Origin of the sequence: Streptomyces sp. NBC_01454, assembly GCF_036227565.1 — a bacterium.
GTDB lineage: Bacteria > Actinomycetota > Actinomycetes > Streptomycetales > Streptomycetaceae > Streptomyces.
In genome coordinates, this window is sequence record NZ_CP109460.1 from 5,391,749 (window position 1) to 5,405,438 (window position 13,690).

A 13,690-nucleotide genomic window follows, 5' to 3' on the forward strand; every position below is an offset into this window, starting at 1 on the left:
AGGGCAGATCACCTCCCACGTACGGAGACCCCGATGAGCAACAACACGCACGGCCCGACAGCCGGGACGCAACCCGGACCCGGAACAGAGAACATCGCCGTGATCGGCATGGGATGCCGACTTCCCGGCGACACCGATTCGCCCGCGGCCCTGTGGCGGCTGCTGGTCGATGAACGCGACGCGGTGGGCGAACTGCCCGCGGAGAGAAGGCGCCTGGTCCCCGGGGGGCTCCCGGGGCCGGTGGAGGGGGAAGCGACCCCCCGGCAGGGTGGCTTCCTGCGCGATGTGACGGGCTTCGACGCCGCGTTCTTCGGCGTCTCGGGCCGCGAGGCCGATGTCCTCGACCCCCAGCACCGCCTGCTGTTGGAGGTCACCTGGGAGGCCCTGGAACACGCCGGCCTCCCGCCGGACCGGATGAACGGCACCCCGACGGGCGTCTTCGCCGGCATCAGTTACACCGACTACATGGATCACCTCGCCGGGCACCCCCAGGAACTGGAGGGGTCGATCCTGACCAACGGCCACTGTGTGGCCGCCGGGCGGATCTCCTATCTGCTCGGGCTGCAGGGGCCCTGCGTGGCGCTGGACACCGCGTGTTCCTCCTCCCTGGTGGCCGTGCACATGGCACGCCAGGCGCTGAGCGCCGGGGAGTGCGACCTCGCGCTCGCCGGCGGCGTCACCCTGACCTTCCAGCCGCGCATCACCCGGTCGTTCGCCAGGATGGGCATGCTGTCCTCGAGCGGGCGCTGCCGGACGTTCGACGCCGACGCCGACGGGTTCGTGAGGGGTGAGGGCTGTGGTGTGGTGGTGCTCAAACGCCTCACGGACGCGGTACGGGACGGGGACCGGGTACTGGCGGTGCTGCGCGGCTCGGCCACGAACCAGGACGGCTCCTCCGAAGGGCTGGCGGCACCCTCGGTGACGGCCCAACGGGCCCTGTATCTGGACGCGCTGGCGCAGTCCGGGGTCGACCCGCGGGACGTGGGGATGGTGGAGACCCACGGCACCGGCACCCCGGTGGGCGACCCCATCGAGTTCGCCAGCCTCTCCGACGTCTACGGCAACGGGCCCGGCCGCTGCGCCCTGACCTCGGTGAAGACCAATGTGGGGCATCTGGAACCGGCCGCCGGCGTCACCGGACTGATCAAGAGCGTGCTGTGTCTGCAGCGCGGCACCATTCCGGCGAATCTGCACTTCCGGCGCTGGAACCCGGCCATCTCGGCGATCGGCACCCGGCTGTTCGTCCCCACCGAGCTGAGCGCCTGGCCGCTGCGGACCCCCACCCGGCTGGCCGCGGTGTCCTCCTTCGGCTTCTCGGGCACCAACGCCCACGTCCTGCTGGAGCAGGCCCCGCAGGCCCCGGCCGTCAAACGCCGCAGCTCCGGGCGGCCCGCGCAGCCGTCGTCCGAGGTCTTCCTCCTCTCGGCCGGCTCCCCGGACGTGCTGCCGGCCGCGGCCACCCGGCTCGCGGACTGGATGGAGGGCGACGGCGCGAACCTCCCGCTGCACGACCTCGCGCACACCCTGGCCCTGCGGCGCTGCGCGGGCCGCGGCCGGATGGGCGTGGTGACCTCCGCACGCCGTGAACTCATCGGCTCCCTGCGGTCGTTCGCTGCCGGGCAGCGCCACCCGGCGGTGGTGACCGGCGCCGTGGGCGCCGCGGTCGAGCGGCAGCCGGTGTGGGTGTTCTCCGGCCAGGGCTCCCAGTGGCCCGGGATGGGGCGCGGACTGCTGAAGGCCGAGCCGGCCTTCCTGGACGCGCTGACCGAGGTCCACGAGTTCATCGCGGCGCAGAGCGAGGTCTCCGTCCTCGACGTGATCCGGCACGGCAGGCCCGTCCAGGGCTGCGGCACGGTGCAGCCGGTCCTCTTCGCCCTCCAGATCGCCCTCGCCGCCACCTGGCGCGCACACGGCGTCGAACCCGCCGCGGTCATCGGCCACTCCATGGGCGAGGTCGCGGCGGCGGTGGTCGCCGGTGCGCTGTCCCTGGCCGACGGCGTCCGGGTGATCTGCCGGCGCTCGGGGCTGCTGAGCGACATCGCCGGCAGCGGCAGCATGCTGAGCGTCGGGCTCGATGCCGCCACGGTGCGCCAGGAACTCGCCGACAGCGCGGCCGAGACCGTGTCGGTGGCGGTGCTGTCCTCGCCCGACTCCACCGTCGTGGCCGGGCGGACCACGGAGGTGAGCCGGCTGGCCGCCGCCTGGGAGGCCCGCAAGATCCCGGTGTTCCCGATCGCCGTGGATGTCGCCTCGCACTGCCCGCTGGTGGACCCGGTCCTGCCGGCGCTGCGGACGGCCCTGGCCGGACTCGCACCCCGCTCGCCCAAGGTGCCGTTGTACTCGACGGTCGTCGACGCCGGTGTCACCCCCGCCTTCGACGCCGACTACTGGTGCGACAACCTGCGCCGCCCGGTGCGGTTCGCCGAGGCGGTGGCCGCCGCGGCCGCCGACCGGCACGTGGTCTTCACCGAGATCTCCCCGCACCCCGTCGTCACCCACTCCGTCGAACGGAGCCTGGCCGGGCTCGCCACCGACCCCGTCGTCCTGCCCACGCTGCGCCGTGACGAGGACGAGCAGACCACGCTGCGCACCCAGCTCGCCGCCGCCCACTGCGCCGGTGTGCCGGTGAACTGGCGGTACCTGTACGACGACGGCAACCTCGTGGACGCCCCCACCGTCACCTTCGACCGCCGCCACCACTGGGCCGACGCCGCGCCGGTCTCCGCGCCGGCCACCGAGGCGCCCGGGGCCCCGCTGCCCGGCCGGCACAGCGAGTTCCCCGGCGAACCCGTGCGGCACTGCTGGCGCGCCGACGCCGGTACCGAGGCGCTGCCCTGGCTCGCCGACCACAAGGTGCACGACAACCCGGTCTTCCCCGGAGCGGCGCACTGCGGACTGGCCCTGGCGGCCGCCTGTGAGGTGTTCGGCGCGGCACCCGACGAGGTGGAGGTCACCGACGTCCACTTCGAGCAACTGCTGCGGCTGGGCCCGCAGACCGAGGTCTCCACCGTCGTCACCCTGACCGCACCGGACCGCGGGACGTGCGAGATCCTCGCCCGCAACGAGAGCGGCGGCTGGGAACGGCAGGCCCGGGCGGTGCTGCACCGGCTGAGCGTGCGCCCCGAGCTGCGGCCGCGGTCCGTCGAGGCGATGAGCGTGCGCCATCCGCTGGCGGTGGAGCCCTCGGCGCTCTACGACAGCCTGCGCCGGCGCGGTCTGGAACACGGCCCGGCCTTCAACGGCGTGCGCGAACTGCACACCGGACGCCACAACGACAGCTTCTGGGCCAGGGTCGCCGTGCCGCCGCAGGCGGACACCCCGCCGTCCGGGCTGCCGCTGCACCCCGTCCTGCTCGACCTGTGCGCCCAGCTCGCCGTGGCGCCGCTGATCAACGAGGAGGACTCGGCGCTGGTGCTGCCGGTGCGGATGCAGGCGCTGCGCATCCTGGGCGACCCCGCGAGCGCCGTGTACTGCCACGCACACGTCAGCGAGATCACCCCGGAGGCGATAGTCGCGAACGTGCGCCTCCTGGACGACGGCGGCGCCGTGGTCCTCGTCGTCAACGGGCTGCGGTTCGCCCGGCGGGCGGCGCGGACCGCGGCGGCGTTCGACGACTGGCTGCTGGAGATCGGCTGGCAGCAGGCCCCCCGGGTGACGCCGGACGGCGGCCGGGCACCGGGCAGTTGGGTCGTCGTCGGCGAGGCGGACGGCGCGGCCCAGACCCTGGCCGCCGCGCTGCGCAAGCACTGCGCCCGCACGGTGGTCTGGGACCGCGCGCTCGACGACGGCTCCCTCACCTCGTTCCGCGACGCCCTCACCGGCCGCCTGGCCGCGACCCTGGAAGCCCCGCGCGGCGTGGTGCTGCTCTGCGGGCCCCCGGACGGCGAGGACCCGACGGGACGGTCCCTGCGGCGCACCCGCCGGCTGCTGGGCGCGCTGCAGTCGCTCGCCGCCACCACCACCGGCGCGCCCCGCCTGTACGTCGTCACCCGCGGGGCCCGCGGCGTCGTACCGGGGGACGAGGTCGACCTCGGCCAGAGCGCGCTGCGCGGGCTGCTGCGGGTCGGCGCGCTGGAACACCCCGAGGTCCGGCCGGTGTCGGTGGACACCGGCGCCCAGGACGCCGCACCCGAGGAGGTGGCCCTGGAACTGCTCGCCGACGCGGCCGATGACGAGGTCGCGCTGCGGGCCGGCAGCCGGTACGTGGCCCGGCTGGCACACGCCCCGACCGCCGGCGCACCGGACCGTGCCGCGACCGCCTGCACCGTGCAGCACGGGGTGGACGGGTTCCGGCTGCGCGCCTCCCGGCTCGGCGATCTGTCGAGTCTGGAGTACGCGGCCACCCCGCGGCGCGCCCCCCGGCCCGGCGAGGTCGAGGTCAAGGTCACCGCCGCCGGCCTCAACTTCCGTGACGTGCTCACCGCCATGGGCCTGCTCCCCGGCGATCTGGACGTCCGCTACCGGATCGGCTTCGAGTGCTCCGGTGTGGTCAGCGCGGTCGGCGAGGGGGTGGAGCGGGTGCGGGTCGGCGACGAGGTGATCGCGGTCGATCTGCGCGGCGGGGCCTTCGGTTCGTTCCTGACCCTGCCCGCCGAGACGGTCGCCCCCATCCCGTTCGGCATCGGCCCGGTGGCCGCGGCCGGACTGCCGATCGCCTTCCTGACCGCCTGGTACTCCCTGCGGACGGTCGCCAGGCTCACCGCGGGGGAGCGGGTGCTGATCCACTCCGCCACCGGCGGCACGGGTCTGGCGGCGATCGCGGTGGCCCGCCTGCTGGGCGCCGAGGTGCTGGCCACGGCCGGCAGCGAGGACAAGCGCCGCTATCTGCGCGGCATGGGCATCCGCCACGTCATGGACTCCCGGACCCTGGAGTTCGGCGAACGCACCCGGGAGGCGACCAACGGCGAGGGCGTCGACGTGGTCCTCAACTCGCTGTCCGGGGCGGCCATCCGCACCGGCCTGGAGACACTGCGCCCGTTCGGCCGCTTCGTGGAGCTGGGGGTGCGCGACATCATGGCGGACGCCCCGCTCGGAATGCTGCCGCTGCGGCACAACGTCACCCTGAGCACCGTCGACCTCATCGAGCTCCAGCGCAACCGGCCCGACACCTTCGCGTCGGTGTGGCGCGAGGTGCTCGGCGCGTTCGAGGAGGGCCGGCTCAAGCCCCTGCACTGCACGGAGTATCCGCTGTCCGAGGCCACCACGGTCTTCCGCACCATGGCGGCCGCCGACCACGTCGGCAAGCTGGTGCTGACCGTGCCCGGCACCGGCGACGCCCCGGCGGTGCTGCCCGATCTGGAGATGCCGGTGCAGGAGGGCGGGGCGTACATCGTCACCGGCGGACTGGGCGGCCTCGGCCTGGCCACGGCGAAGTGGCTCGCGGGCCACGGCGCCGGCCATGTCGTGCTCAACGGCCGCTCCGCCCCGGCGCCCGATGTCGCACAGACGCTGGCCACGACGGTCGGCCGGACCGCCAAGGTGTCGGTGGTCCTCGGTGACATCGCCGATCCGGGCACCGCGGAGCGCCTGGTGTCCACCGCGGTGACCGACGGCTTCCGGCTGCACGGTGTGGTGCACTGCGCCATGGTGCTGGACGACGCCGTGATCACCAATGTCGCCGACGACCAGCTGAAGCGGGTGTGGCTGCCGAAGGTGGCCGGTGCCTGGCACCTCCACCACGCCACCGCGAACCATCCCCTGGACTGGTTCGCGGCGTTCTCCTCCATGGCCTCGCTGCTGGGCAACCCCGGGCAGGGCGTCTATGCCGCGGCGAACTCCTGGCTCGACGGGTTCGCCGCCTGGCGCTCCGCACAGGGCATGCCCACGGTGGCGGTCAACTGGGGCCCGTGGGGCGAGATCGGTGTCGCCACCGACTTCAGCCGCCGCGGATACCGCACCATTCCCACCGACCAGGGACTGGCGGCCCTGCACACGCTGTTGTCCCACCGGCGGGTGCAGACCGGGGTGATTCCCGGCCCGCCGGAAACCTGGGTGCCGCCCGCCGGCCGGCACCTCCCGTTCTTCAGCGCGATGTCCGGTGAGGTCCCGCCGGAGGAGCAGAATGTGGCCGCGTCACAGAACACGGAGGACATTCGTGCCCAACTCGCCGCCCTGCCCACCGGCCTGGCGCGACGGTCCGCTCTGGAAGACCATATCGCGGGCCATGTCCGCGATGTTCTCCGGCTGGGGAAAAGCTCTCTCGATCCGCAGACCCCGCTGAAGTCCCTGGGATTCGACTCGCTGTTGGCGATGGAATTGCGGGTGCGCCTCGACCGCTCTTTCTCCCTCGCCCTGCCGAGAAACTTCGTCTGGGAACACCCGACGCTGGCCGCACTCGCGGCCGGCATCGCGGAACAGCTGGGACTGGATTTGCCGGCGGCTTAGCCGCAGCGTTTCCGCGGCAACGCCCGGCGGGCGGCACCTGCCCGCCGGGCGTTCGCCCTGCCCCCGTGACGGGTGTGGTCACGGCGCTCCTGGCGCCCTGAACTCCATGCCCTGGAAGCGTCGTTGGACGTCAGGAGCGGGCCCCCACGCAGGGCGCCCGGCCCGCCGACACCCCCACGCCGCCGAAGCACTCCGGCCCGGCCGGTGCAAAACCGTCGGAATTCCTGATACATTCTCGCCGCCACCTTACCGGTGCCACCTTGCGCATTTCCGTCACCTGCATCGCCGGAAATGCGCAACCGTTTTTTTATGGTCATAGTATTTCACTCCGCCCCCTCCCCGGCTGCTCCCTTCGCTGCACTGTGCGCCTTCCGGACAGGCATACGCACTGCTTGAATTGCAAGGGAAAGCAAAGCTGAAAAGAGGGCCGGTACACACCGGCGGCGCGGCGCACTTCGAAGGCCGCCAGGACAGCCCGAGCGATGCCGCTGGCAGTGCTTCATGAGGCGAAAGCGACATCGAAGTCCATGAGGTACACAGGAAAGGGGTAGTCATGTTACCCACCACGATGCATTCCGCCGAAGTCACTGTTGCCGTCCGGCATATCGCGAACTGGCCCCGGGAAAGAAGCGAGATCGTGCCCGCCGACTGCTGGAGTTCCGCGCCACGTGTGGCCTTCCGGCTGCCGGCGCTGAAGCGGGCGGTGCCGGTGTGCCGCAGCCTGGCACGCGCCTGGCTCGACGGACAACGGATCCATGACGACGACACCCGTTACCTCATGCTGCTCGTCCTGTCGGAACTGTGCACCAACGCGATCCAGTATTCCGCCGGCACCCGTGTCACCTGCCGGATATGGAGGTCAAAGGACCTGCTGCACATCGAGGTGCACGACCGCGGGGGTTCGGCGTCGGTGCCCCGGGTGCGCCACCCGGGCGGGGAACAGGAACACGGCCGCGGTCTGGAGCTGGTGGCCATGTCCTCCGCGTGCTGGGGCCGCAGTATCGAGGCCGACAGCGGCTGCACGGTCTGGGCCGCGGTGCCGCTGTCGGCCGGAGTGCACCGGCGCATGGTGCCGTAAGCCCCTTGAGGCCGTCCCCGGCGGCCCTCACCCCGCAACGCGCCCGCTCCCGTGGCCGGAGGCCGGCGTGCACCCCACGACCGAACACCACAAGCGGCGCTCAGGACCGCCGGCCGGCGATCCGTACACCGTGCCGCTGCACCCCTCGGGGTGACTCCCTACAGCCGACGGCCGGCCGGCACCGGCTACCCCACCGCCTCCCCGCGGGCCGGGACGAGCCGCCCGGCCGTCGGCGCCGGGACTACCGGACTCTCTCCGCCGTGCCACCGCACCGCTGTCACCGCGATACCCGCATACCGCTCTCCAGGACGAGGGTGTCGAACGCGCGCACCGGCTCGGTGTCCCCGAACGGCCTCAGCTCGTCCTGGAAACTCTGCAGATACCGCTCCCCGAGCGCCGACTTCAGCCTGCCGAGCAGGGCCACCCCCTCCATCGCCGCCCGGCAGGCCTCCTCCACGTCGCCGGCCTGGGCCAGCACCGTGGCGAGCAGCAGCAGATCGATGGCCCGGCGGCGCACCCGGGTCCGCGGATGCCGGGCGAGTGCCTCTTCGGCCCGCCGGGCGGCCGGCCGCGGCTGCTTGAGATCCCGGTAGCAGTGCGCGAGTTCGTCGGCCAGATAGGCCCGGTCGAAATGTGCGATCCACTCGGGACCGTCCCCGGGGACGACCTGCGTCATCGCCTCCATCGCCTTGTCCGCCAGTATTTTGCACATCCTGGCGTCCCCGAGCATGGCGTAGCCGCGGGCCTCGGTGGCGTAGAACATCGCCTGCGCGGCCAGCGGCGCCCGCCCCCGGGTGCCCTCCTGCGCGGCCCGGGCGAGCTGCACCGCCTCCCGGGAACAGCCCGCGCCCACGGCGAGGTGACTCAGCCCGGCGGCCAGCACATAACCGCCGTAGCACCGGTCGTCCGCGGCCTGCGCGAGCCGCAGTGCCTGGATGTAATACCGCTGCGCCAGGCCCGGTTGCCCGATGTCCAGGGCCGTGTACCCGGCCAGCTCCGTCAGCCGGGCGGCCGCGGCGAACAACTGCCGTCCGGTGGTCTCCCCGTAGCTCCCGGCCATCAGCCCGGACAGCACACTGCTCAGACAGGACACCACCACGGGCCGGACGTAGCCGCTGCCCACCCGGTGGTCGAGTTCGGCCAGCGCCTGGGTGGTCGCCCGGACCAGCTCCACATCGGTCATGCCCACCCGCGGCCCCAGCGGCCGGTGGCGCGCCACCTGGGGATCGGGGGAGCTGATCAGCCAGTCCCTGCTGGGTTCCACCAGCGCCGACGCGGTCATGGCCGAACGTGACAAAAGCCCCCTTGATTCGGCGTCCATGTGCCATAGTTCACGGACCTGTTCCAGTGCGTCGTCCACCGTGGCGGCGAAGTGGAGACCGACCCCGCAGGTCACGCTGTTGCCGTTGGCCATGCCGATCTCTTCGGTCGAGACCGTGCGGCCGAGTTTGCCGCTCAGTGCCTCGGCGATGACGGCCGGCACCCGGCCGCGTGGCCGCTGACCGCTGAGCCACCGGCTCACGGAGGTCTTGTCGTACCGCAGATCCAGGCCCTGTGCTTCTCCCAGGACGTTCACCTGGCGCGCCAGCGCGGAGTTGGACAGTGAGGCTTCCTGGATGAGCGACCGCAGTCGTTGGTTGGTCTGACGCGCGACGAGTGGTCGGGCGGCCATGGTTCGCCTCCAAGCACATGCCGCCAACGGTTCACGTTGGCATATCCAGAGAGAACGGGATGGGTCAGTCTTTACCCAACAACCAGGACTGAATCGCGATGACCAAAGTCAAGTCGCCGCCTGGGCGTTGCGCGCAGTAGCACAGGTGCATCAAGGGGCTTCAGTCATGTGCCACTCACGCCGGCCTGTCCCGCGCGCTCCGGCCGAGCCCTCACCGCACACCACCCCACACCGCGCACAACCACCCACCCCCGGGCGCCGCCTCCGCACCCCCCGTCACGCGTGCAGATTCCGGCCATGCGCCGGCACCACCCTCCGCCCCCGGCGCACCCCCCGCCGGTGCGCCGGGGAGCGGCCCGCGCTCACTCCTCGACGTCTACCCCGTAGCCCCGTGCGAGCACGTCCAGCCCGTGGTCGTAGCTCTGCCCCACGGCCCGGAACCGCCGGCGCGGACCCCGGCGGTAGAGCTCCGTGAGGAGCAGGGTGCGCTCGGTGGTGGCGGCGTCGAGAGCGGACTGCGCGAGGGGGAGGGCGCTGCTGCCGCAGCCCGCGGTGATCTGGAGCGCGCCGACCTCGCCGAAGGTGCGGATGCCGTCGACGGCGGCCGCGATGACGACCTTGCGGCCGGCGGCCGGCAGCGCGCCGGGACGGACGGCGAGGGACTGCTCGGCCCGTCGGCCAGGAGGCGCACGGATCCGTCCGGGCTCTCCGGGGCGCCGTGGAAGAGGAAGTCCTCGTCGCAGGAGACCTGCTCGTCCTCGTCGACGAGGAAGGGCACCAGGTCCTCGCAGGTGGTCCGCTGCGCCCATGAGGCCGTGAGGTGCCAGACGGCCGAAAGCTGCTGGTCCGGCAGGTCGATGACGCCCCCTCGCGGAACCACGAGCGGGCCCCGCCGCCCGGCGACCCAGCGCGGCAGGGGAGCGGGCGTGGGGGCGCCGCCCCCTCCGACGACAACGGCCCGACGGGGTGAGCGCCCCGCGCCCACACCGCCGGGCCCTGCTCCCGCTATCAGCCTGCTGCGGCCTGCCGGGAGCCGCCCGAGGACGACGCCGGATCCGGCTCCTCCGAGGACGACGCCGGCGCCGGCACCTTCCCTGCCTCTCCGGCGGGGCATCCGGCCTGCTGGGCCGGGATCCGGCGCACGCATTCGATGAGGTAGTCGCCGGTGTCCGGGTCGAGGGTGACGCCGTGGGTCTCGCTGTGGAAGCCGGGGAAGCGCCGGTCGAAGGATTCCAGGGCGGCCAGGTAGCGCAGCAGCGGACCGTCGGGGGTGCCGGTGTTCTCGCCGGGCATCAGGACGGGGATGCCGGGCGGGGTGACGGTGACCATGGCGGCGGCGACCCGGTCGGCCGCGTCGGCCAGCCGTACCCGCTCGGTCCCGCCGCGGATGAGGCGCTGATAGCAGTGCTGGGGCGGCGTGACGGGCTCGGGCAGTTCCTGGAAGGCGGTGTCCAGCAGCTCGACCAGGCGGGCCTCGCGCAGGTGGTCGTGCATCTCCTGGCACAGTTCGCGCAGGGTCGAGCCGGTGTAGCGCCGGGGGTGGGCGGCGACCAGCTCGGGCAGCAGGCGCTCCAGCGGTGTGTCCTGGTCGTAGAGCGTCTTGAAGTCCATCAAGGCGTCCATCAGGGTTCCCCACTTGCCCTTGGTGATCCCCATGGAGAACAGGACGAGAGTGGTGTAGCTGTCGGTCTTCTCCACCACGATGTTCCTGGTGGCCAGATAGGCGGTGAGGACGCGTGCGGGGATGCCCCGGTCGGCCATCCGCCCGCCGGCGTCGATACCCGGGCAGGTGAGGGTGACCTTGACCGGGTCGAGCAGGCAGTAGCCCTCGGTCAGGCCGGGGAAGCCGTGCCAATCGGCACCGGGTTCCAGCTGCCAGCAGGAGGGTTCGGTGCGCAGCAGTTCCGCCGGGGCGTCGGCAAAGGGCAGCCGCTCCCCGGAGGCGGGGTCGACCACGCTGTCGGGCTGCCAGACACCGAAGAACCAGCCGGGCCGGTCACCGGCGGCCGCGATGCGCCGGCCGGTGCGTACGACGGCCTGGCGGAAGCGGACGGCCTCGGTCACCGCCTCGTCGATCAGCCAGCGGCCCTGCGGCCCGTCCATCATCGCGGTGGCCACGTCCAGGGAAGCGATCATCGGGTACAGCGGCGAGGTGGTGCCGTGCATCATGAACGCCTCGTTGAACCGGTCGTGCTCCACCGGCGCCCGGGGAGCGGGCTTGACGTGGACCATGGCGCTCTGCGACAGCGCGGCCAGCAGCTTGTGCGTCGACTGGGTGGCGAAAACGGTCGGACGTTCGGGGCCGGGGAAGGTGTCGGGGCCCACCGCCATGCCGTAGCGCCCGGCGTACAGGGGATGGAAGCGGGCGTACGCGAACCAGGCCTCGTCGAAGTGGAGCCGCGGTGTGCTGGGTGCGAGGGCCCGGGCGACCTGAAGCGCGTCGTAACACAGGCCGTCGTACGTCGAGTTGGTGAGCACCGCGTACTGGGCCTCCGGGGAAACCGCGCCCCGGGCGAGCGGGTTGCGGGCGATCCGGGAAGCGATCGACTGCGCCTGGACCTCGGAGGGCGGCAGGGGGCCCGCCAGGCCGTAGCCGTTACGGGTGGGCACCAGATAGACCGGCCGGGCTCCGGAGAGCACCAGACCGTGCAGGACCGACTTGTGGCAGTTGCGGTCCACCAGCGCGATCTCGTCGCGGGTGACGCTGAAGTGACCGACCATGCGGTCGCAGGTCGAGTCGCCGTGGAGGACGAAATAGGTGCGGTCGGCGCCGAACACACGGGCGGCGTTGCGCTCCGCCGCGCCGACCGGGCCGGTGTGCTCGAACAGTGAGCCGAGTTCCCCGACCGAGATCGACAGGTCGCTGCGCAGCAGCCGTTCCCCGAAGTAGTCGTGAAAGGCCCGGCCGACCGGTGACTTGAGGAAGGCGACGCCGCCGGAGTGGGCAGGGGTGTGCCAGGAATATTCGTGCGCGTGGTCGAAGCGGCGCAGCGCCGTGAAGAACGGCGGCAGCAGCTCCTTTTGGTAACTGCGGGCGGCACTCGTGACCCGTCCGGCGATGAAGCGTGCGGTGTCCTCCAGCGGCCAGATGTAGCCGATCACTGTCTCGGCCACCCACAGCGGCAGGTGTTCGAGGTCCTCGCCGGCCGTGACCAGGAAGACCGGCAGATTCTGGAACCGCCGGTCGATCCGGCGCAGTACATCGGCGCCGCCCGGCTCACCGGTGCTTTTGCCGCCCTGCGGAAGACCCCAGTCCACCACGGCCGCGGCCAGCCCCGCCTCGGTGCGCAGCACCGCCTGCGCATCCTCACTCGTCGACGCCCACCGCACCTCGAAACCGCAGGCCGCCACCTCTCCGCTGATCCGCCGCAACTGCTCGGCCCCGACACCCCCGCCCCCCGGAACCTCCGCCACCGCAAACAGAACCACCCCGTCCGCCATGCTGCCCCTCCACATCCCTCGCCGTTCGCCCCGCCGCACCACGCGACCTCCCACCAGCCAACGCGACAGCCCCCCTCACCACCTCCCAACCCCTGTCAAACCACACCCTTGAGGGAACCGGACTCGGGCCCGTACTGCCCGCGCCACCCACATCCACGAAGGGTCGGGTCCAGCTCCTCCGCGTGCGCGGCTACATATGCCCTGACCAGCAAAAAGACCCTCCGGTGGGAGGGTCTCCGCCGGCGCCCCCGGCAGGACTCGCACCTACGGTCAAGTGCTCGGAAGGCACTTGCTGGGGCTGGTGGGACTGGTAGGACTGGTGGGGCATGTGCTGCGTGCGCCCCGCCCCACCGCCCCGAGAACGTGAGGCGCCGTCAAGGCGGGGGCGCCGCAGGGTGGGTGACAGGAGTGGGGCTGCATGCCGGTCCGGCATCGCCTCCAGCGAGTCGGCGCCCAGGGCCATCATCGTCAGGTACTCGGCTCGTCCAGCGACAGCGACAGCGGCATGGTGGAGCGGGGAGTGTCGCCGCTGCCGGGGTAGTCGACGCCGACCACGGTGTGGTGGGCGGCCAGGCCGTCCAGGATCGGTCCGTAGGTGCCGGCCACGCTGCTGCCGGCGCCGTGGGCGAGGGCGAGGCCGGGGGCGGAGCCCAGGACGGTGCGGGCGAAGGTGGCTTCGGGCAGGGTGCGTGCGGACACGGGGGGCGCCTTTCCGGGGGAGTGGCGGGGTGTGCGGGTGCGGTGCTGTGACCAGCAGCGGATCTGTTCCAGGGCGGGTAGCAGGGCCCGCCCGTCGGAGGTGAGCGTGTAAGTGGCGGGCCCGGGCGGGAGTTGGGCGTGGGTGACGAGCCCGGTCTCGACGAGTTCGCGTAGCCGGTCGGCGAGCATCTTGGTGCTGATGCGCTCGATGGCGGTGCTCAGTTCGCCGTAGCGGGCGGGTCGGGTGGCCAGGGTGTGGAGGATGATGCCGGTCCACTTCTGGCCGAGGACCTCGAACGCGGCGATGAGGTCCGCGTCGGCCGTCAGCGGCACGGGGAGGATGGGCCGGGCTGCCATGAGTCTCGCGGTCCTCCGTCCTTGGTGGGGCGTTCGACGGGTGGGTGGGCCGCAGCCGG

At 72.4% G+C, this 13,690-nt stretch carries 6 protein-coding genes; 2 read left to right on the top strand and 4 right to left on the bottom strand.

All coding sequences use genetic code 11. The features are described 5' to 3' along the window. The first annotated feature begins 33 nt into the window (after positions 1 to 33). Entirely contained in the window at positions 34 to 6,384 is a 6,351-nt protein-coding gene (locus OIU81_RS23880; RefSeq protein WP_329151124.1) for a type I polyketide synthase, read from the top strand. Positions 6,385 to 7,021: 637 nt separating this feature from the next. After that, entirely contained in the window at positions 7,022 to 7,462 is a 441-nt protein-coding gene (locus OIU81_RS23885; protein ID WP_329151126.1) for an ATP-binding protein, read from the top strand. A gap of 277 nt (positions 7,463 to 7,739) precedes the next feature. Here OIU81_RS23885 and OIU81_RS23890 read toward each other — a convergent pair whose 3' ends face one another. From OIU81_RS23890 to OIU81_RS23905, 4 genes are all read right to left on the bottom strand, one after another. Further along, the gene (locus tag OIU81_RS23890; protein WP_329151128.1) at positions 7,740 to 9,134 is read right to left on the bottom strand and encodes a transcriptional regulator; all 1,395 of its coding nucleotides are present in this window, start codon (positions 9,132 to 9,134) and stop codon (positions 7,740 to 7,742) included. A 362-nt stretch (positions 9,135 to 9,496) separates the two neighbouring features. Continuing rightward, positions 9,497 to 9,943, bottom strand: a complete 447-nt coding sequence (locus OIU81_RS23895; RefSeq protein WP_443074034.1) for a TerD family protein — start codon at positions 9,941 to 9,943, stop codon at positions 9,497 to 9,499. A 199-nt stretch (positions 9,944 to 10,142) separates the two neighbouring features. Further along, positions 10,143 to 12,575: an Orn/Lys/Arg decarboxylase N-terminal domain-containing protein gene (locus OIU81_RS23900; protein ID WP_329151130.1), complete on the bottom strand. Its 2,433-nt coding sequence runs from the start codon at positions 12,573 to 12,575 to the stop codon at positions 10,143 to 10,145. 468 nt (positions 12,576 to 13,043) lie between these two features. Further along, positions 13,044 to 13,631: a helix-turn-helix domain-containing protein gene (locus OIU81_RS23905; RefSeq protein ID WP_329151132.1), complete on the bottom strand. Its 588-nt coding sequence runs from the start codon at positions 13,629 to 13,631 to the stop codon at positions 13,044 to 13,046. Positions 13,632 to 13,690 lie beyond the last annotated feature (59 nt).